The sequence below is a fragment of the Streptomyces sp. NPDC020747 genome (genome assembly GCF_044334695.1).
In the GTDB taxonomy this organism is placed as follows: domain Bacteria; phylum Actinomycetota; class Actinomycetes; order Streptomycetales; family Streptomycetaceae; genus Streptomyces.
On the sequence record NZ_JBIRTJ010000004.1, the window covers coordinates 181,967 to 202,561 of the forward strand.

The 20,595-nt window shown below is 71.7% G+C and carries 17 protein-coding genes; 3 read left to right on the forward strand and 14 right to left on the reverse strand.

All coding sequences use genetic code 11. The features are described 5' to 3' along the window. Positions 1-30: 30 nt before the first annotated feature. Together ACH4YP_RS13590 and ACH4YP_RS13595 are read right to left on the reverse strand one after the other, a co-directional pair. Positions 31-1,434 carry a M14 family zinc carboxypeptidase gene (locus ACH4YP_RS13590; RefSeq protein WP_398490655.1) on the reverse strand — a complete coding sequence of 468 codons (1,404 nt, stop codon included), beginning with the start codon at positions 1,432-1,434 and terminating at the stop codon, positions 31-33. 145 nt (positions 1,435-1,579) lie between these two features. Beyond that, on the reverse strand, positions 1,580-2,137 hold the full coding sequence (locus tag ACH4YP_RS13595) for a DUF1707 and FHA domain-containing protein (RefSeq protein ID WP_361063341.1): 558 nt from the start codon (positions 2,135-2,137) through the stop codon (positions 1,580-1,582). A gap of 181 nt (positions 2,138-2,318) precedes the next feature. Here ACH4YP_RS13595 and treZ point away from each other — a divergent pair, with 181 nt between their 5' ends. After that, on the forward strand, positions 2,319-4,064 hold the full coding sequence (gene treZ, locus ACH4YP_RS13600) for a malto-oligosyltrehalose trehalohydrolase (RefSeq protein ID WP_361063338.1): 1,746 nt from the start codon (positions 2,319-2,321) through the stop codon (positions 4,062-4,064). A 38-nt stretch (positions 4,065-4,102) separates the two neighbouring features. Here treZ and ACH4YP_RS13605 read toward each other — a convergent pair whose 3' ends face one another. The 10 genes from ACH4YP_RS13605 to ACH4YP_RS13650 form a co-directional block, all read right to left on the reverse strand. Next, entirely contained in the window at positions 4,103-5,032 is a 930-nt protein-coding gene (locus tag ACH4YP_RS13605; protein WP_361063335.1) for an aminoglycoside phosphotransferase family protein, read from the reverse strand. 52 nt (positions 5,033-5,084) lie between these two features. Then, positions 5,085-6,209, reverse strand: a complete 1,125-nt coding sequence (locus tag ACH4YP_RS13610) for an aminopeptidase P family protein (protein ID WP_361063333.1) — start codon at positions 6,207-6,209, stop codon at positions 5,085-5,087. A 127-nt stretch (positions 6,210-6,336) separates the two neighbouring features. Continuing rightward, positions 6,337-6,960, reverse strand: a complete 624-nt coding sequence (locus ACH4YP_RS13615) for a LysE family translocator (RefSeq protein WP_398490656.1) — start codon at positions 6,958-6,960, stop codon at positions 6,337-6,339. A 224-nt stretch (positions 6,961-7,184) separates the two neighbouring features. Continuing rightward, positions 7,185-7,832 carry a PDZ domain-containing protein gene (locus tag ACH4YP_RS13620; protein WP_398490657.1) on the reverse strand — a complete coding sequence of 216 codons (648 nt, stop codon included), beginning with the start codon at positions 7,830-7,832 and terminating at the stop codon, positions 7,185-7,187. Between the two features lie 83 nt (positions 7,833-7,915). Further along, complete coding sequence (cyc2, locus tag ACH4YP_RS13625; protein WP_398490658.1) at positions 7,916-10,102, reverse strand: germacradienol/geosmin synthase Cyc2; 2,187 nt, start codon at positions 10,100-10,102, stop codon at positions 7,916-7,918. A 141-nt stretch (positions 10,103-10,243) separates the two neighbouring features. Then, a complete protein-coding gene (locus tag ACH4YP_RS13630) occupies positions 10,244-10,990 on the reverse strand; it encodes an ABC transporter ATP-binding protein (RefSeq protein WP_398490659.1) in 747 nt (248 codons plus the stop codon). Positions 10,991-10,999: 9 nt separating this feature from the next. Further along, positions 11,000-12,643: a benzoylformate decarboxylase gene (mdlC, locus tag ACH4YP_RS13635; RefSeq protein WP_398490660.1), complete on the reverse strand. Its 1,644-nt coding sequence runs from the start codon at positions 12,641-12,643 to the stop codon at positions 11,000-11,002. Continuing rightward, positions 12,640-13,431 (reverse strand): ABC transporter permease, encoded by a 792-nt coding sequence (locus tag ACH4YP_RS13640; protein ID WP_361063316.1) that lies wholly within the window; start codon positions 13,429-13,431, stop codon positions 12,640-12,642. Before ACH4YP_RS13640 ends, mdlC begins: the two co-directional genes overlap by 4 nt. Before the next feature lie 192 nt (positions 13,432-13,623). Then, positions 13,624-14,412 carry an ABC transporter permease gene (locus ACH4YP_RS13645; RefSeq protein WP_398490661.1) on the reverse strand — a complete coding sequence of 263 codons (789 nt, stop codon included), beginning with the start codon at positions 14,410-14,412 and terminating at the stop codon, positions 13,624-13,626. A gap of 5 nt (positions 14,413-14,417) precedes the next feature. Further along, entirely contained in the window at positions 14,418-15,407 is a 990-nt protein-coding gene (locus ACH4YP_RS13650) for an ABC transporter substrate-binding protein (protein WP_398490662.1), read from the reverse strand. Positions 15,408-15,650: 243 nt separating this feature from the next. On the opposite strand from ACH4YP_RS13650, the gene ACH4YP_RS13655 reads away from it, so the two are divergent. Both ACH4YP_RS13655 and ACH4YP_RS13660 read left to right on the forward strand, forming a co-directional pair. After that, positions 15,651-16,208 (forward strand): hypothetical protein, encoded by a 558-nt coding sequence (locus tag ACH4YP_RS13655; RefSeq protein ID WP_361058936.1) that lies wholly within the window; start codon positions 15,651-15,653, stop codon positions 16,206-16,208. 32 nt (positions 16,209-16,240) lie between these two features. Beyond that, complete coding sequence (locus tag ACH4YP_RS13660) at positions 16,241-17,719, forward strand: hypothetical protein (RefSeq protein WP_398490663.1); 1,479 nt, start codon at positions 16,241-16,243, stop codon at positions 17,717-17,719. 119 nt (positions 17,720-17,838) lie between these two features. On the opposite strand, the gene ACH4YP_RS13665 is transcribed toward ACH4YP_RS13660, so the two are convergent. Both ACH4YP_RS13665 and ACH4YP_RS13670 read right to left on the reverse strand, forming a co-directional pair. After that, a complete protein-coding gene (locus ACH4YP_RS13665; protein WP_361058932.1) occupies positions 17,839-18,516 on the reverse strand; it encodes an AIM24 family protein in 678 nt (225 codons plus the stop codon). A gap of 224 nt (positions 18,517-18,740) precedes the next feature. Further along, on the reverse strand, positions 18,741-20,543 hold the full coding sequence (locus tag ACH4YP_RS13670) for a S8 family peptidase (protein WP_398490664.1): 1,803 nt from the start codon (positions 20,541-20,543) through the stop codon (positions 18,741-18,743). Positions 20,544-20,595: the final 52 nt, after the last annotated feature.

Consider the following 20,595-nt stretch of genomic DNA (forward strand, 5'->3'; position numbering starts at 1 on the left):
GGCACACCGGGCCCCGAGGCCCACCCCGACTCACTCGAACGGTACTTCGGCCCTTCTCGGGGGCGTACCGAGCGGACTCGCGCCGGCGGGCGGAACGGGTGCCTGGACAGGTGCCTGATGCCGCGCCAGGTCGAACGCGGCGACTACCACGCGCGCGTGGTAGTCGACCTGCCGCGCCACCGGGATCCAGCGGGCCCCGTGGCCGTCGTGGTAGTCCGCGCACCACTCGTCGATGAGCCGGTCGAGGTCCGCCGCCGCGCCGGTCGGGTCCTGCCCTGCGGCGGTCACCAACTGGCGCAGCAGCCCCGCCGTGCGCAGCGCTATCCGCCGCCCGGAGATGCGCAGCGCGGTCAGCCGGGCCGTGTCGAGCGGCGGCAGCGGGCGCGCGCCGCCGTCCGCGTCGGTGTCGGGGTCCCAGGAGTCGGCGAGGCCGGGGCAGACCAGTAAATAGTCGTCGACCGGCGCGAGGAGACGGTCCGCGTCCGGAGCCGTGCCCAGGGAGGGGCGGATACGGGCCAGCAGGGCCTCCAGAAGGGCCGTGTCGCGCCGCAGTGTGCGGCTGACGGTCCGCAGGGCCCCGTCGGTGTCCGCGGGCTCAGAGGCGTCCCCCACGGCCGCCACGCCCCACATGGGCGCCTCGACGACGGCGGTCACCGTGCCGTACGGGTGCGGGTGGAACCAGGTGGACTCGACCGCCGCCTCCGTGATGGCCGCGGCCAGGTCGCCGCGCCGCGGGGGCGGGATCCGGTAGACCGCGGGCCCGAGGGTGGGCCAGTACAGCGTGTCGTACGACCCGAGTTCCAGCGGGATGCCCAGGCGCCCCGCGATGTGCGCGAGGCGCGGCGCGAGTCCGGGCAGGTCGCGGGTCAGCTCGACGAAGCCGCCGCCCACGTCGACGCCGTGCAGGGAGCACTGGAAGAAGGGCCGCAGTTCGTCCTGGAGAGCGAGCAGGGCGCGGGTCTCCGGCAGGGCTGCCGCCGCCGCGCCGTCGGGCAGCCACTCGGGCTGTTCGAGGAAGCCGGGGCGGAAGAAGTGCCGGAAGTAGTGGCCGAGGGTGTAGGGGCCCGACAGCCAGCCCTCGTTGCGGCGGGCGCCGTCGGGGTCGAGGCACAGCAGCAGGTTCCAGGTCACGTCGGCGCCGTCGCACAACCGGGGGTCGGCGAGGGCCCGTTCGGCGAGCCGCAGGGCGGTGGCGCCGCCGACCGGCTCGTTGGCGTGGGGTCCCGCGACGATCAGGGCCTGGCGGCTGCCGTGTCCGACGGACAGCAGCAACAGGGGCAGTCCGGCCCGTGACGTGCCCACTTGGCGCAGCCGGGCGTCCCGTGGGCGGCGTTCGACGAGCGCGGCCGCCCGCACGCCAAGCTCGTCGACGGACAGGTAGCGGAGGAGTGGCGGCAGCGTCTTGACCTCCGCTGTGAAGAGCCATCGGTTCACTTGGTGTGCATGACGTACGCACAGTGAGTCACGACTACGGGGGTACGTCAACACCACAGCACGACGGAATCGTTCACGTCAGCCGGGGCGGCCCGGCGGAGGCTTCAGCTCCGCTCCCCGCGGAGCGAACCTCAGGGCGAACCGCTCAGTCCGCCGCGAGCCGGAACGCCATCCGCCCGAAGCTGACCTGGTCCCCGACCTGGACGACGGCCGCACCGATCACCCGCCGCCCGTTCACGGACGTGCCGTTGGTCGAGCCCAGGTCGCGCAGCACCCACATGCCGCCCTGGCGGGTGAGCTCGGCGTGCACCCGGGACACCGTCTCGTGGCTGAGCCTCAGACCGCTGGCCGGGTCGCGGCCGATACGCAGCGGGTACCGGTTGTCCGGCCTGGGCAGCAGCAGCTTGGGCAGCCGCTCGGCCTGCCACGCCCTGCGCAGCCGCACGGTGAAGCCGGAGACCGCCTCGACCGCGCCGAACAGCGCCCGCGACCAACGGTTCTCCGTCCGCAGGTCGGCGGTGAGCGCGGCGAGTTCGTCCAAGGTGCGGGCGGCGAAGGCGAGTTCCATCCGCAGTACGAACGTGTCGTGCGAGAGCCTTCCCAGGGCGACGCCCTCCCGCAGCACCCTCAGCGCCCGGTCCCGCTCGGCGTCCGACAACCGCGCGGGAGCGGGATAGGTGTGGAACTCGGAGGACGACGTCACGGAGCCGATTGTCTGGCAGCACGGCCGGAGTGTCCAGAAAACGCAGCACTTCAGAGGAGTACCTACGTCGGATCCGGTCCTTTCACGTCGTGCGATCCGGAGGATTCGACGGTGAATTGATCTCGTTTGACGCACCATGGGACCGGCGACGTCACGGTGAGCAGACGAGGGAGAACCGTCCGTGCAGTTCGAGGTGTGGGCACCACAGGCCGACCGCATGACGCTCCACTGCGCGGACACCACGCGCGCGTTGGAGCCCGATCCTGAGCGTGTGGGGTGGTGGACGGGAGAGGCCGAGGCGCAGGACGGGACGCGGTACGGGTTCGCGGTCGACGACGGCCCCGTACTGCCCGATCCGCGCTCGCGCAGGCAGCCGGACGGGCCCGACGGGCTGAGCGCGGTCGTCGACCACGAGCGGTACGCGTGGCGTGCGCGGTGGGCGGGGCGCGGGCTGCCGGGCGCCGTGCTGTACGAGCTGCACGTGGGCACGTACACGCGTGAGGGCACGCTGGACGCGGCGGCCGAGCGGCTCGGGCATCTGGTGGAACTGGGCGTGACGCACGTCGAGTTGATGCCGCTGTGCCCGTTCCCGGGGCGGCACGGCTGGGGGTACGAGGGGGTGTCGCTGTGGGCCGTGCACGAGCCGTACGGCGGCCCCGAGGCCCTGAAGCGCTTCGTCGACCGGGCACACGAACTCGGGCTCGGTGTCGTCCTGGACGTCGTGCACAACCACCTGGGGCCGTCCGGCAACTACCTGCCCGCCTTCGGGCCGTACTTCACGGAGACGCACCACACGCCCTGGGGCTCGGCCGTGAACCTGGACGCGCCCGGTTCGGACGAGGTGCGTGCGTTCCTGCTCGGCAGCGCGCTGGCGTGGCTGCGCGACTACCGGTTCGACGGGCTGCGGCTGGACGCCGTGCACGCGCTGCACGACACGCGCGCGTGTCACTTTCTTGAGGAGCTGTCCGCCGCCGTGGACACGTTCGCCGAGGAGCAGGGCCGGCCGCTGTTCCTCGTCGCCGAGTCGGACCTGGCGGACCCGCGGATCATCACACCCCGCAAGGAGAACGGGCTCGGGCTGCACGCGCAGTGGAACGACGACTTCCACCACGCGCTGCACACGGCGCTGACCGGTGAGGCGCAGGGCTACTACGCGGACTTCGGCCGGTCCCCGCTCGCCTCGGTCGCCAAGACGCTGACCACGGGCTTCTTCCACGACGGTACGTACTCGAGCTTCCGCGGTCGCCGGCACGGCCGCCCGCTGGACCTCACGAAGGTCTCCGCACACCGCCTCCTGGGGTACGCGCAGACCCACGACCAGATCGGCAACCGCGCCCAGGGCGACCGGCTCTCGGCCTCCCTCTCCCCCGGCCTGCTGGCCTGCGCGGCCGCGCTGACGCTGACCGGGCCGTTCACCCCGATGCTGTTCATGGGCGAGGAGTGGGCGGCGGGCACGCCCTGGCAGTTCTTCACGGACCACACGGATCCCGAGCTCGCGGAGGCCGTACGCCGGGGCAGGCGGCGGGAGTTCGCGGCGCACGGGTGGGCCGAGGAGGACGTCCCGGACCCGCAGGACCCCGCCACCCGTGACCGCTCCTGCCTGGACTGGTCCGAACCGGAGAACGGGCTCCACGCGCGCGTGCTCGGCTGGTACCGCGAACTCATCGCCCTGCGGCACGCCCAGCCGGACCTCACCGACCCCGACCTCGCGGACGTCAAGGTCGCCTTCGACGAGCGCACCCGCTGGCTCGCCTTCCGGCGCGGTGACGTCCGGGTGGCCGTGAACCTCGGCAAGGACCCGGCGGCGATCCCTCTCGGCACCCGTCCGGCCCGCGTACTGGCGACGTGGGAGCCGGTGGAGGTGCCGGGGGCGGACGGGGTACTGAGCCTGCCAGGCGAGTCGTGTGTGGTGCTTCTGCAGGGGTGACGGGGCGGTGGTTCTGCGGGGCCGGCCGAGGGGTGGCTCTACAGCGTCTCGTCCGTCTCGTCCCGCAGTTCCGTGACCCGTTCCAGCAGGATCGCCTCCCAGGAGCGTCGCAGTTGGGAGCGGAGGAGCGGCAAGGGGCTGTGGTCGTGGTCGCGGAGGCGGTCGGCGAGGCGGGTGAGGGTGTCGCAGCGGGCGAGCCACAGGCCGCGCAGACAGGGGCGGGCGCCGTAGCCGGCGAGGGTGGCCGCGCGGACGGCGGCGGGGGCACCGACGGCGAGGGCGAGGCCCGCGATGTCCTCGGCGGGGTCGCCGAGCACCGCGTCGGTCCAGTCGAGGACGCCGCGTACGCGGCCCTCGGCGCTGACCACGAGGTGCTCGCCCTTGAGATCGTGGTGGACGAGGAAGGCGGCACCGGGCTGCGCGGCGAGCTGGCCGGCCGCGGGCGCGGTCAGCTGGTGGAGCCGGACGGGGTCGAACTCGTCGGCGGCGGCGAGCTGTTCGGCGACGCGCTCGGCGGCGGTCCGGAGCACTTCGAGGGACCGGGGCGCGGCCCGGGGCACGCCGAACGCCTCGGCCTGGCGCACCGGCACCTCGCGCAGTCCCGTGAGCAGTCCCGCCAGGTCCGCCTCGCCCACGGCGGAGACGTCCTGCCGCTCGCCCGAGCCGCCCGGGATCAGCGTGTCGAGCGTGTACGTCAGACCGCTCGCCCACTCGCCGTGCGCGATGCTCACCGGCACGGAGACGCCGATGTGGGGGCGCACCAGATCGCGCAGCCGCAGTTCGCGCCGCTGGCGCAGGGATGCCTCGCGGTCCGGGGCGAGCCGCAGCACATGGCGTGCGCCCACGAACCAGGTGGAGTGCTCGCCGCCCTCGGCGACGGGCCGGATCTCGGGCCCGCCGCCGTCCGGGAGCAGGGAGCGGACGAGGCGTCTCACGGTGTCCGCGGTGGGTGTCGCTGCCTGGGTCATGGTCGCGCCGTCTGCCGTTCGGGGTCCGGGGTCCGGGATCTCCTGGGAGTGGTCAGTGCACGACGGCCATCTCCCGGGAGGTGTTGTTGAGTCGGCGTCCGCCGTCCTCGGTGACCGTCACGATGTCCTCTATGCGTACGCCGAAACGGCCCGGCAGATAGATTCCGGGCTCCACGGAGAAGCACATCCCGGGCACGAGCGGCTGTTCCTCGCCCTCGATCATGTAGGGCGGTTCATGGGTGGTGACGCCGATGCCGTGCCCGGTGCGATGGATGAAGCGGTCGCCGTACCCGGCCTCGGTGATGTGCGCGCGGGCGACCCGGTCGACGTCCTGGCAGGCGATGCCCGGCCGCACGGCCCGGAACGCCGCCTCCTGGGCCTCGCGGACGACGTCGTGGACCCGCCGCTCCTCGGCGCTCGGCTCGCCGACGTGCACGGTGCGGGAGGTGTCGGAGCCGTAGCCGTCCTTCAGTCCCCCGAAGTCGAGCACGACCGTGTCGCCGTTCTCGATGACGCGTTCGCCCGCCTCGTGGTGCGGGTTGGCGCCGTTCGGTCCCGAGCCGACGACCGTGAAGTCCACCTGTGAGTGCCCGAACCGCCGCAGCAGGTCCGCGAGGTCACCGGCGACCTCCGACTCACGGCGGCCGGCGAAGGCCACCTTGAGGATCTCCTCGTACGTCGCGTCCGCGGCTGCTCCCGCCGCCGTCAGACGCTCCAGTTCCGCCGCGTCCTTGACGGCCCGGAGCATCGGCAGTCCCTCGGTGAGCGAGACGTACGAGGTGCCGGGCAGCGCCTTCTGGAGGCCCAGCAGATGCAGCGCCCAGGCGTTGTCGCTGACCCCGAAGCGGCCCGAGGTGCCGAGGAGCGGGGCCGTCGTCGCGTACGGGTCCTTGCCGTCGGTCCAGTCGCGCAGGGCCAGGGCGGGCCCGCCCGCCGCCTTCTCCGCGTCCGGGGCCTCCAGGGTGGGCACGACGAGCACGGGGTCCTGTCCGGCGGCGAGCACCAGCAGGGTAAGCCGCTCGGTGGCCGCGGGCGGCGCGTAGCCGGTGAGCCAGACGAGGTCGGGGCCGGGCGCGACCAGTACCCCGGCGAGCCCCGCGTCGGCGGCGGCCCGCGCGGCGCGCTCCATCCGTGCCCGGTAGTCGTCGGCGGTGAAGGGCGCGGGCGTGCCGGTCATCCGGGCCTCCGTGGGTCAAAAGGGGCTACGGGCAGCATCCTGCCCGGACAGCGGGGGCGGCGCGAGCCGGTCACCACTACTTTCCGAACGGCGCCTTCTTCAAGAAGAGCGTCATTTTCCCGGGACATCAGCTCTCCAGGGCGAGGCGGGCGCCGAGGAGCAGCAGCACTCCTCCGGAGACCTGTTCCAACCTGCGGCGCACGCCGGCCCGGGACAGCACGGTCTTCATCCGGCCGACGAACCAGACGTACAGGCCGTAGTAGCCGATCTCGTAGACCGCCCAGAGCGCGGCGAGCCCCACCATGGCGGGCAGGTGCGGGGCACCCTCCGGCACGAACTGCGGGAGGAAGGACATCGCGAAGATCGCCGCCTTGGGGTTGGCGAGGTTGATCAGCAGGCCGGTCCGGTAGGAGGCCCAGCCGCTCTTCCCGCCGCCCTGATCCGGGCCGTCGTCCGCCGCGCCCTTGGCGTGCCGCGCCTGCCACAGCATCTGTATGCCGAAGACGACGAGCACGACGGCTCCCACGACGCGCATCACGTCGTACGCCGTCTCGGAGGCGGCGAGCAGCGCGGTGAGGCCGAACGCGGCGACGACTCCCCATACGAAGACGCCGGTCTCGTTGCCCAGCACCGTCAGGAATCCGGAACGCCTGCTCTGCAGGGACTGCCTGATGATCAGCACCGTGCTCGGTCCGGGCGAGGCGGCGATCAGGGTGCAGGCGCCGAGGAAGGCGAGAAGGGTGCTCAGCATGGGGCCCATCGTGTCCCGGCGGAGGGGGCGCGGCCAAGACATTTAACGATCCACGATTCCTCAACCATTAGTTCTAATGCATAGATGCACTCAGACCATTAATCAGCCATCCGGGCGAGGGGGCGGCGGACCGGGAGGCGCCTCCCGGGTTCGCCTTCCACGGGGTGGACGACGAGGACCGGTTGACGAGCCACCTCAGGGTCGCCGTGTGACGCCGGATCCCGTCAGGTGACGACACCGGGAGTCACCGACAGCTGCTGGTAGCCGCCGCTCGCGTGCCGCAGCGTGAGCGTGACCGCGGTGCCGGGGCGCGCGGCGGCGACGGCCCGTGCGAGGTCGGCGGCCGAGTCGACACGGACCCTGCCGAAGACGAGCAGCACGTCACCCCGTACGAGACCCGCGGTGTAGCCGGGTCCGGGGACGTGCACGCCGACGAGGAGCGCGCCCGGGCCGTTGGGGGCGTCCACGGCCTCCACGGCGAGGGTGGGCCGCTCTTCGTGCGCGTCTTGCCGCGGATCCCGGGACGGATTCCTCGGCGAGGCGGAACTCCCGGATCCTGGGGCCGACTTGGAGCCGCCGGGGCCCTCCGCCGACCCTTGCGCCGGGCCGGACGACCCCGGGGTGCCACCCGCCTCACCCGCCTCCCTCCGCAGGTCGGCCAGTTTGCTCATGCCGATCACCGTGGCGCCCATGGTGCCGAGGCCGATCCCCGACAGCACGAGGACCGCCCCGACGAACAGGCTGAACAGCAGGGTCGTGAGCCGTCGCCCGCGCCGGCGTGCGGCGTGCGGGCGGCGGACCGGGCCGGGCGGACGGCCGCCGCCCGGCTCCCGGCCCGGCATCGGCTTGGGACGCAACGCAGTCTGTTCCATGGATGATCGCCTCCGGCCAGAGCCCTACCCTCCGCACCGGCACGCCACGATCCTCGAACGGGTGACGCGAGGCAGTGGCTCCGTCAGAGGGCGCCGATCGACGCGCGCTGTCGACTGGCGGCGATCGGCAGGCCCGGGAGCTGTCCCGGTACGAAGCCGTGGGCGCGGCGGGCCAGGTCGGCGGCTCCGTAGCGGCGGCAGTCGTAGTGCCACTTCAGGATGCCGGCCATCCAGTTCTGCAGCTCGACCACATAGCCCTCCAGGATCTCGCGGGCCTCGTCGGAGAGCTGGAAGTCCTCGTAGAGGAGAGGGAACTCGTTGGCGGCGACATGCTGGAACTGCTTCATGCGCTGGGTCATGAGGTCGTGGATGACGCCGAGTGCCGTCGGGTAGTCGCAGCCGAAGAAGTTCTGCACGACGAGGATCGCGTTGTGCACCTCTCCCTCGTACTCGATCTCCTTCTGGTACGAGAAGACGTCGTTGATGAGCATCCCGTAGTCGATCGCGGCGTTCTCCAGCGAACGGACCGGACCGCTGCGGTAGACCTCGGGAGGCACCGCCGGGCCGTGGCCCAGGCGGCACAGACTCTTGGTGAGGTCGGAGCCGAAGGTGGCGCGACGCATCTCCAGGTAGTCGACGGGGTCGGGGATGCGGTTCTGGAGCTGGTTGACCAGCTCCCACACCCAGCTCTCGGTCATCACGTCCACCGAGGCCTTGAAGGTGCGCCGCGCGTCCAGGGTCATCTCAGCCGTCGTACGCCGCCACAGATCGGCGAGGGCCCGCTCCATCGCGTTGACCGGGGGCGGGATCTCCTCGCCCGCGAGGGGCATACAGGCGGAGAGCCGCTCGGTGCACAGCTTCGCCGCGGCCACGTCGCGCCGGTTCCCGAACACCATCGGGTAGTAGTCGTCGCCGTACGTCCCCCACACCAGCCACTGCGCGCTGAGGTCCAGGGCCTCCGGCGTACCGTCCGGATCGAGGCCGGCCGAGCACAGCGGCAGGTCGTAGGCGGCGAGCTTGTCCTCGTCCCAGACGCCCTCCTCCAGGATGCCCATGCTGTGGGCCCACGGCGCGATGCGCTGCCGGGCCCCGTCCAGATCGGCGTTCAGCCGGACCTGGAACGGCATGTAGAAGTCGGGGAGTTGGGAGGGGCCCACCTTCTTGTAGGGCACATGGGTGTACGCGCGCAGCCGCTCGGCACCGGCGGCGGCGAGCAGCGCCCCGACGTCGGCGGCGGAGGTACCGGGACCCGTGAGGCCGCCCAGCGGTGAGGTCGCGAGAGCCCCCTCGTTCATGTAGCGGCTCGACCGCAGGTGCCACTCGTGGCCGCCCGACTGCCAGTCCTGCAGCCCCTGCGCGTACGCGCCGATCGCTCGGACCTCGTCCGGTGTGAGGCCCTTGTCCAGGGCCAGCGCGGGCACTTCGGTGAGCGCGGTGTGCTCGAACTGGTGCAGCCGCGAGGTGAGGACGTCGTTGACCGTGTCGGCGGCCTGCTGGATGGTGCAGCCGAAGAAGGTCTCAAGGACGAGCACTCCGTTGCTCAACTCGCCCTCGTCCTCGACCTCCCGCTGGTACGAGAAGAGGTCGTTGCGCAGGTGCACGGCGTCGGAGAAGGTCTCCATGAGTACGCGCAACGGCCGCGAGTCGGCGACGGGTTCGGGGACCTCGGCCGTCGCGAACTCCACGAGCCCCGCGGACCAGGGGGCGCCGCCGACCTTGCGGCGCATCTCGATGTACTCGACGGGGTTGGCGATCCGCCCCTCGTTGATGTTGGACAGCTCCCACATCGACTCGTTGAGCAGATGCTCGGTGGACTCGGCGAACCGCTTGCGCCAGCCCAGGGACATCGAGGGAACCGTGCGCGACCAGAGGTCGGCGAGCCCGGCCTCGACGGGATTGCGCGGCTCCGGGACGGGGGTCGACAGGTCGAGCGGCATGAAGAGCGGAAGTCGGTCGAGGTAGTCCTTGCCGCCCGATCGGTCCTGGCTGCGCTTGAAGGTCTCCAGGAAGTGGTCGTCGAAGAAGAAGACCCACACGTACCAGTCGGTGATGAGCGAGAGGGCCGGCCCGTCGCACTCCGGATGCGTGTACGCGCACAACAGGCCGTAGTCGTGCGCGTCGAGGTCGGCCTGCTCCCAGATTCCGGAGCCCTCCAGCATGCCCATTCCGCGGGCCCACTCGCTCGAATGGGCACGCGCCTCGTCGAGATGCGGGTTCAGCCGCGCGGGGTACGGCATGTAGAAGTGCGGGAGTTCGAACGGCTGCGTCATGGCCCGGCCCTACCCGCGGCCTCCCACGGGCATCCGTACGGCGGCACATGATCGCACCATCGCGTGAACGGACGAGTGACGGGCGGCGGTTCGGGGAAAGGTGTGCTGCCCTTCCCATCCCTTGCTCGGGGGCCCGCACCCTCAACCCCGTACCGCCCTCCCCACCTCCGCCCGCAAGCTCACGAACTCCGGCAACCCCCTCGTCGCGATCTGGTCGCGCTTGCCGGGAAGACCGACCGGGAGGTCGAGGACGACACGGGAGGCGGGGCCGGACGAGAGGACGACGACGCGGTCCCCCACGTACACGCTCTCGTCGATGTCGTGCGTGACGAACACGATCGTCGGCCCCTCGGTCTGATGCACCTCCAGGAGGAGGTCCTCAAGGTCCTCGCGGGTCTGGGCGTCGAGGGAACCGAAGGGCTCGTCCATGAGGAGGAGGGAGGGGCGGCAGACGAGAGCGCGGGCGATCGCGACACGCTGCTGCATACCGCCGGACAGCTGCCAGGGATGCCGCCGCCCGGCGCCGGGGAGCCCCACCCGTTCCAGCATCCGCTCGGCCTCGTCCCGCCGTTCGGCACGCCCGAGCCCCCGCCGCCGCAGGGGAAGCGCGACGTTCTCCCGGACGGACAGCCAGGGGAAGAGCGACCGCCCGTAGTCCTGGAAGACGACGGCGAGCCGGTCGGGCACACCGGTGACGGGTTCCCCGTCGACGCTGACTGAGCCCGCACGCGCGGGCTGCAACCCCGCGATGGTGCGGAGCAGTGTCGACTTGCCGCACCCGGACGGCCCGACGACACAGAGGAGTTGGCCGTCGGGGACGGTGAGCGTGATGTCGTGCAGGACGGGATGGTCGCCGTACCACTGGCCGAGTGAGTCGAGGCGGAGCATGCGGGGCGGTCACCTGCCCCTGGAGTCGGAGTCGAACGTGCCGTCGTCGACCCGGACGTGGAGCAGGAAGGGCCCGTCGTCGTCACCGTGACCGGTCAGCGCACGGTCGAGCGCGGCGGGGAGGTCGGCGGACTCCTCCACGTACGCCGCGGGGCAGCCGAAGCCCGTCGCCACGCCGGCGAAGTCGATGCCCCCGATGTCCGTGCCGGGCACGGGCGCGATGTCGATGCGGCGGCCCAGCGCGCGTACGGCCGCGTATCCGCCGTTGTCGAGGAGGACGTACGTGACGGGCGCCCGATGGCGTGCGGCGGTCCACAGGGCCTGCACGGAGTACATCGCCGAGCCGTCGCCGACCAGGCAGACCACCCGCCGCCGGTCGGCCAGCGCGCGCCCCACGGCGAGCGGCAGCCCCCAGCCGAGCGCGCCGCTGCCGGTGGTGAGGAACCCGCCCGCCGATTCGATCCGCACGCGCGCGTGGAGCGCTTCCCGATGGCTGGGCGTCTCCTCCACGAGGACACGGTCGCGGGGCAACCGCTCCTGGAGCAGGTCGAGTACGAGCTCCGGCGTGATCGGGCCGTCGCCGGGGGCGGGGAGCGGGACCAGGCGGGAGGGCGGTGGTTTGCGGTCCGACTCGCCCACCAGTGCGGCGAGTTGACCGACGGCCGGTTTCAGCGTCGTGACGATGCTCGTGCCCGTCGGCAGCCAGGCCGCCTGCCCCGGGTCGCAGTCGAGGTGGAAGAGCTCGGTACGCGTCGGCAGCGGCGGGCTCTCCGTGTGGAAGTGGTACGTGAACAGGGGCGCCCCCAGCGCCACCACCACGTCGTACGCCTCCAGGCAGGCCGCCAGCCGGTCGGCCGCCGGCGGCAGGAACCCCTGGAAGAGCGGGTGCGACTCGGGGAAACCGGAGCGGCCGGACATCGGGCTGATCCAGACGGCGGCGCGGGTGCGTTCGGCGAGGGCGCGGACCTCGGCGGTCGCGTCCTCGTCGTCGACTCCGGGTCCGACGACCAGCGCGGGCCGCTCGCAGGTGTCCAGGCGCCTCGCCAGGGCGGACAGGGCGCTCGTGTCCGCGGTGAACGTGCCGTGCAGCGTGCGCGGTTCGACGGGCGCGACCGGTTGGTCCCAGTCGTCCTCGTGGACGGACACGAAGACGGGGCCGCGCGGATGCGACATCGCGAGGCGGTGGGCCTCGGCGAGCACGGCGGGTACGTCGGCCGCGCGGTCCGGCTGGCGGCTCGACTTCACGTACGGGCGCGGGAACTGTACGGGGTCGTCGGCTCCGAGGAACGGCCTCAGCTGGGTCAGGGTGCGCGACTGTTGTCCTGCCAGGACGACGAGGGGCACGCGGTCGCGGTAGGCGTTGAAGACGGCGCCCAGGGCGTGGCCCACCCCGCCCGCCGAGTGGAGACTGACGAGGGCCGCGCGGCCCGTACCCAGTGCGTGTCCTGCGGCCATGCCCACGGCCACGGATTCCTGTAGTCCCAACACATAGGTGAAGTCGTCGGGCCAGTCGCGGAACATACGCAGTTCCGTGGAGCCCGGGTTGCCGAAGACGGTGGTCATGCCGGTGTCCCGGCAGAACCCGATGACGGCTTCCAGGACGGTGCCGGTCTCCGCCGCGCGGGTCGGTCCCGGGTGCGGTTTCGGCTTCATGCGGGCCTCCCTTTGCCCAGCAGTCGCTTCTCGACCGCCAACAGGCCGGTGTTGAGTACGTATCCGAGTGCGCCGAGCAGCACCAGCGCGGCCCACACGGTGAGCAGGTCGGAGCGCGACTGGGCGTCGGTGAGTGTGAAGCCGATGCCGTTGGCCGTGCCGGGCAGCAGCTCCGAGAAGACCATCAGGATGAGGGCGAGCGAGAGGCTCAGGCGCAGGCCCGCGAAGATGCGGGGCAGAGCCGAGGGCAGGAACAGGAGCCAGAGCCGTTGCGCCGTGGTGAGGTGCAGTACGGCTGCCACTTCGATGCGCAGGGGGTCGGTGTTGCGGGCGCCCTCCGCCGTGTTGATCAGTACGGGCCAGATGGCGCTGAAGACGATCGACGCGAGTTGCATCTGGGTGCCGAAGTCGAAGATCACGACGAAGACGGGGACCAGGGCCGGGGGTGGGACGGCTCGGGCGAACTGCAGGGCCGGGTTGCAGAGGGCGTAGGCGCGGCGGGAGCGGCCCAGGGCTGTGCCCAGCGCGATTCCTGCGGCTGCGGCGAGGGCGAAGCCTGTGGTCATGCGGGCGAGGCTGGGGAGGATGTTCTCGGTGGCCTCCGGGGTGAGGAAGGCGTGGGTGGGTGGGCCCGAGAACCACAGGTTGTGGGTGTGGCGGGCGATTTCTGAGGGTGGCGGGAAATAGACGCTGGTGTGTGTGCGGGTGGCCATCTGCCAGGCGCCGATGGCCGCGGCGAGCACGCCCCATCGGAGCGCCGCCCTGCGCGCCACGTTGCCGCCCCTCATGGACCGTCCTCCCTGCGCTGGTTTTCGCCCCGCCGCCCCTACCCATTCCCGTCACTACTCGGGGGCTCCGCCCCCGAACCCCCGCTCCTCAAACGCCGGAGGGGCTGATTTTCAGTGGAGGTCTGGGGGCGCAGCCCCCAGGGACGGGAAGGGAAGGGGCGGCGGGGGCGAAGACCCAACCCCCCACCCACCTCACCGCATCCCCCGATGCTCCGCCGTCCATGGGAACAACCTCCGCTCGCCCCACACCAGCGCGCTGTTGATCACCAGGCCCAGGGCCCCGGCCCACACCACCCCCGCCAGCACGTCCCGCGTGCCGTTCGTCGACAGGCCGGACTGGGCGATGAAGATGCCGAGGCCCTCCCCGAAGCCCGCGAGGATCTCGGTGGCGACGGCCAGGACGAGGGCGATGGCGGCGGAGATACGGAGGCCCGCGGCGATGAAGGGCGCGGTCGCGGGGAGTTCGACGCGCAGGAGGACCGAGAGACGCCCGAAGCCGAAGGCGCGCAGGGTGTCCTTGGCCAGCGGATCGGTCTCACCGAGGCCGTAGACGGTGTTGAAGAGGATGGGCCAGACGGAGGCGTACGCGATGAGGGCGACCTTCGTCTCCGTACCGGAACCCAGCAGCAGGGACACCAGCGGGATCAGCGCGACGGACGGCAGGGGCCGCAGGAACTCGACGATCGCGCGCACGGCTTCGTCGACCAGGGGCACACTGCCGAGCAGCAGGCCCAGCGGGACGGCGATCGCGCAGGCGAGGCCGAGACCGAGGGCCCAGGCCCGGACCGTCGCTCCGACCCCGTCCAGGAAGACCGGGTCACCCGCCAACTCCACCGCGCGCGCCAGGACTTCGGAGGCGGGCGGCAGATAGTCGCGGCGCACAAGACCGGCCCGGCCGACCGCCTCGCACACGCCGAAGGCGAGCAGCACGCCGAGCGCACCGAGCAGCAGTTCCTGACGGCGTCCCCTCACTCGGCTCACTCGGCTCACTTGACGAGCAACGTTCCCGGATCGATCGCCTTCTTCAACAGGCCCTGTTTCTTCATGAGTTCGGTGAGGCGCCTCAGCTGCGTGACGTCCGTCGTCGCCGGGTAGGTCGGCAGGCGGATGGACTCGGCCTGGTCCGCGGTCACCTTGGCGTACTTGGGCAACTCCGCGCGTACGGCGGCCTGGTCCTGCGTGGCGATCTCCGCGGCCGCGGCGATGGCCCGCTTGAAGGCCGCCGCGGTCTTGGGGTTGTCGGAGGCGTAGCCGCGGGTCGTGACGTAGCCGCTGATCGGTATGGACTCCACAGGGGCGGAGCCGCCGTCGACGAGGACGCGGGCGTTCAGGTCGTTCTGGATGGCGCTGTTGAAGGGTTCGGCCGCGTGGACGGCGTCGACCTGTCCCTTCTCCAGGGCGGGTCCCATCTGGGGGAAGGCGATCTGCCGGTACTCGGGGCGGTCGGCGCCCTGTTGGTCGAGGATCGCGTTCAGCGTCAGTGACTGGATGTTGTTGAGGATGTTGACGGCGACCTTCTTGCCCTTGAGGTCGGCGACGCTCCTGATGTCCGAGTCCTCGGGCACGAGGACGTCCATCATGTGCGGTGCGACGCGCGCCCCCTCGGCGAGGATGCGGAGGTCGAGGGTGCCCTTCTCGTGGGCCTGGAGGAAGGTGACGTAGTTCGCGCTCGCGATGACGTCGACCTGCCCCTTCGACAGGGCGGGCAGTGCCTGGATGCTCTGCTGGACGGGCTGGATGCGCACGTCCAGGCCCTCCTTCTTGAACAGGCCCCGGTCCTGCGCGATGTAGAGGGGTGCGTCGTCGGCCAGCGGGAGCGCGGCGACGGTGATGCTCGACCGCTCCAGCCCGTCGCCCCCGGCGTTACTGGAATCGGAGTCGTCGGAGTCGCCGCCGCAGGCCGCCAGGGTCATCACCAGGGCGATCGCGGCGACGGTCGGTTTTCCCGCACGGACATGGGCTCGGCGCGTCGGCATGCGCGCATGATGCCCTCCACTTGACGTGATCACCACACACTTATGCGCCGTTCCCGCGACCTTCGAATGAATGCGAAAGCACATTCCCGCCGACGGCCACCGGAGCCCTCGCGCGCACCCTTGCCCGAGGCCCGAGCCGGTCGGGTCGGCTGGGTTCCCTGGGGTGCGGGTTGACGATCCATTGACCTGCAACTTAGGTTTGCCTTACCTAAGTGGTTTTCGCCTCCGAAAGGCCAACTGCCCATGAGATCCGCCGCGTTCGCCCGTGCCAGCCGAATCGCCGCCGTCGGAGCCACCGCCGCCGCGCTGACGATCGGGCTCGCCACCTCCGCCTCGGCCGCCACCGCCACGCGGTCCGTGACGGTGAGCGGAACGACGTACAACCTGTCGCTGACGGCCCCCGACGGCCTGTCGGCCGCCGGGCAGAACATCACCGTCTCGGGCAGCGGCTACAACACTCTCCAGGGCGTCTACGTCGGTCTGTGCGTGATCCCCGACGGCGTCGTGCCCGGGGACCCGTCGACGTACACCTCCCGGCCGACCCCCTGCCTGGGCGGCGCGGACCAGTCCGGCACGACGGGCGCCTCGCACTGGGTGTCGAACCTCGGCGGCGGCACCGTCGCGAACAGCTCCGCCTACGGCTCCGGCGGCTCCTTCAACGTCAGCGTGCACGTGAACCCGAACATCGCCTCCGGCCAGGTCTGCGGCACGGACGTCGACTGCGCCATCGTGACGCGCGCCGACCACACGGCGAGCGGCACCCGCTCGTACGACGTCTACATCCCGGTCACCTTCTCGTGACCGCGCCTCTCAGAACCCGGGGGCGGAGCGATGTGCTCCGCCCCCGGGCGGCGGGCGCCCTCGTGGGGATCACGGCGGTGGTCCTCACCGCCGTCGTCGTCAGCACGCCCGCCGTCGGCGCCGACGACCCGGCAGGGACGGACGGATACGAGCAGACGGCCCGCCTCACGACCGTCGGCAAACCGCTCGACCTGCTGGTGCACCCCGAGTCGGGGAAGCTGTACGTCGGGTCCGACACCGTCGCCGGTACGACGGGCGGGAGCCTGGCCGGGGTCCATGTCGTCGACCCGGCCTCCGGGAACGTACTGAACTGGGTGAAGACCTCGCCCGGCAGCACGGGCGTGCCCGCCCAGCTGCCGGGCAAACGGCTCGCCGGGCCGCTGCCGGGCGACGGGGTGCACTACCTGGTCGGGCTGCGCGGGATCGCCGCCGTGAAGGACGGCGACACGGCGGGGCGCGGAGGCTGGCTCACCGGCACGACGATCACTCAGGCCAAGGCCGGTGCGAAGGCCGGCACGGTCGTGGTCGTACGCGGGACGAAACTGGAGGAGGTCGCCGTCGGCGAGACGTCGGTGACCGTGGAGCGCTCCCTGACCCTGCCGGCCGCCGGCGGTCCGCTCGCCGTGGACACCGCCGCCGGGCAGATCTGGGTCACCGACAACACCAACAGCGTGCTGCGCAGGGTCGGTTCGGCCGACTTCACGCCGGACGGCAAGGAGATCGCGCTCGGCGCCGGTGCCGCGGTGTCCTTCCTGGAGTGGGACACCGAGCGCGGAGTGCTGTGGGCGGGGCGCGGCACGGTCCTGGAGGCGTACGACATCGCCACCGGCAAACTGGCCGCCTCCTTCGACGCGAAACCCGGTGACACCATCGCCGATGTCGCCGTGGACCCGCGCTCCGACCGGGCGTTCGCGGTGTGGCAGGACTGGGGCAACCCGCCGGAGGAGGGGGACGGCGTGGGGCAGCTCGCGGTGTACGACACGGCGACGCTCAAGGACCTCGACATGGGCGCCGAACTGCCGGGCGTCAACGGCCAGTTGGGCAGCTCGTCCGTCGCGGTGACGCCGGGTGGCGACTCGGTGTTCGTCGCGAGCCCGTCCGAGGCCTCGCTCACCGTGTTCCGGGCGCCGGTGCCGCCGTCGCCCTCCGAGTCGCCGTCACCGTCCGACCCGGGGTCGCCCTCGCCCTCGGACCCGGCCTCGCCGAGTCCTTCGGACGGAACGTCCGAGCCGTCGCTCAGTGACTCCGGTCCGAGCGCCGATCCGACCGGCTCCGCCACCACGGTTCCCGTCGACGGTCCGACCGCCGACGGAGACAGCGCGGCCGGCACCGGAGGCGGTGGCGGTGGCGCGCAGACCACGACCGGTGGCGGCTCGCTCGACACCACCGGCGACGGGTCGCTCGCCTCCACCGGCACCGACGTGCTCCTGCCCGCCGCGGCCGGCACCGCGGCGCTGCTCGCCACCGGCACCGCCGCGGTGCTGTGGCGCCGGCGACGGGCCACGACGTAGGCCCATCGGCGAACTGACGAGCCCACGAGCCCACGGGCGGCGAAGGGGACAAGCAGACACCCGACGACCCCCACCCCGGAAGGTCCGACAGCCGCGAGCAGGCCCGACTCGGGCCCGTATCAGTGCTGTTGGACCTTCTGCGGGGTCGCCTCGCTCGGCCGTACGACGACGTAGCCCTCGCCCTGGAGCATCAACTGCACGGCCTCGCCGGAGCCGCCGCGGATCATCGAGCCGATGGACTGCGAACGGTGCAGTGAGGTCTGGAGGTTGGCCGTCCAGCCGACGATCGCGTCCGTGTCGACGTACACCGGCCACTGCGGCGAGACCGGGATGACCAGCGGGTTGCCCTCACAGACGAGACCGAGCCTGCCCTGCCCGGTGAAGACGCTGTTGAACAGCCCGCCGCCGGTGATGCCCGCGCCCTTGACCGTCTTGATCTCGTACTTCAGTGAGGCGTCGAAGCACAGTACGTTGCGGCCGTTGACGGTGAAGACGTCACCGGGGTCGATGTCGACGATGAAGCAGTTCTGCGCCTCGTGCGCGAACCAGGCCTCCCCCTGCCCGCGCACCGCCATGAGCGCCAACCCCTCGCCCGTGACAGCCCGTTTGAGCATGCCGCCGACGCCCTGGCCCTTGCGCTCGAACTGCAGACTGCCCCGGTAGGCGATCATCGCGCCCTGCCGGGCGAGCATCTCGCCGTTGACGGCGTACTTGATCGACTTGGCGTTCTCGACGCTCATGCCCGCCGCAGTGGCCGGCTGCACCATGTACTCGCTGGAAAACAGATCACCCTTCATGCGGGCATCCTGTCCCGGAGGCGCGGGTTCCACCATCCAACGGCGGGATGAAAGGCGGCGACGAAGGTATACGTGCGCGAGACGAAAGGCAGGGGCGGCCGACGCCCGCTCGCGTCGGCCGCCCCTGCGGGGCCTTTCGGCCCCACCCTGTGGGGGGTGGCTCGTCAGTCGTCGATCAGCCGCCGTCCGCCTCGGTCAACAGTCGTCCGGCGGCCGCTCGACGGTCAGAAGGTCAGCTTCCAGCTGTTGATCGTGCCGGTGTCCGCCGAGGCCACGTCCTGGACGCGCAGCTTCCAGGTGCCGTTGGCGGTCTCGCTCGAAGCGTCCACGGTGTAGGTCGTGTTGACGTTGTCGGCCGAGTCCGAGCCCGAGGACTTCAGCGGGTACACCGTGCCGTCCGGGGCGACCAGGCCGATCACCAGGTCACCGCGGTAGGTGTGGGTGATGTCGACGCCGACCTGGAGGGCCGAGGGCGCGTTGCCGGTGCGGCCGCTGACGGCGATCGAGGACTCGACGGCCGAGCCGGCGTCCGGGATGGAGACGGCCGTGGTGCTGGTGAAGGTGGTGCCCCCCGTGGAGCCTCCCGACCCGCTCACCGCCTGCACCGTCTTGGCCGCGTCGGCGAGACCCGCGCCGCAGCCGCCCGAGCAAGTACCGGGCAGAGCACGCGAGTTGGTCTTGATCGCGGACTCGATCTGGGCCGGGGTCAGCGCGGAGTTCGCCGACTTGGCCAGCGCGGCGAGGCCCGCGATGTGCGGGGCGGCCATGCTGGTGCCCTGGTAGTAGGCGTACGACTCCGAAGAGGGGCCCTGCGTACCGGAGTTCAGCGTGGAAAGGATGCCGCTGGCGGTGCCGGTGCTGGTCTGGCCACCGGGTGCCGCGATGTCGACGACCGAGCCGAAGTTGGAGTAACTCGCCTTGGCGCCCGTGCGGTTGAGCGCGGCGACCGAGATCACGTTGCCGCAGCTGGCCGGCGAGTAGTTGGCCGCGTTGGCGTTGCTGTTGCCCGCCGCGACGACCACCGTGGTGCCCCGGCCGACCGCGTTGTTGATCGCGGTCTGGGTGGCCGTGGTGCAGGCACCGCCGCCGCCCAGGCTCATGTTGATGACCTTGGCGACGTTGGCGTTGGCCGGGACACCGGAGACGCTGCCGCCGGACGCCCAGGTGATGGCGTCGATGATGTCGGAGTCGTAGCCGCCGCACTTGCCGAGGACGCGCAGCGGGGAGATCTTCGCGTTGTACGCGATGCCCGCGACGCCCTTGCTGTTGTTGGTGACGGCCGCGATGGTGCCCGCGACGTGGGTGCCGTGCCAGGAGGAGCCGCTGCCCGCGGTCTGTTCGCACTCGCCGGCGGCGTACCAGTCGCCCGGGTCGGCCGGGTTGCTGTCGCGCCCGTTGCCGTCGACCGCGACCGCGGTGTCGGAGATGAAGTCGTAGCCCGCGACGATGTTGGCGGCGAGGTCGGAGTGGGTGACGTAACCGGTGTCGATGACCGCGACGGTCACGCCGCTGCCGGTCGCGGTGTCCCAGGCGCCGGGCACACGCATGCCCGCGGTGGTCTCGAAGAGGTCCCACTGCTTGCTGTACTCGGTGTCGTTCGGGTCGGCCTGCGGCTTGTTGAGGCGGTCCGGCACGACGTACGCGACCTGCGGGTCGGCCCGGTACTCGGCGACGACGTCGGCGACATCGGCCTTGCTCAGCCGCTCGCCCAGGTCGACGAGCGCGGCGCCGGTGCCGAGGCGGCGCCGGAAGTCCAGGTTCTCGCCGGCCTCCTTGCCCTTGGCCTCGGCGTCGGCGGAGGCGGCCTTGTTCGAACTGGCCTCGGTGGCGCCCGACTTGTAGCCGACGATCAGCCGCTCGGCCGGGGCGGACACGGCAGCGGCGGCGGTCTTCGCGGTCTGCTCGGCGGGGACCGTGGCGGTGGCGGGACCGGCCAGCGCGAGGGATGTGGCGGTCCCGGCCAGGAGTGTCGCGGAGATCGCGGCGACGGATATCAGCTTCCGTCTCGCGGGTCGAGGAGTACGCAAGTGAGTGCCTTTCGTGGCCGGCTCCGGGCAGCGCGAAACAGACGGTGCGATG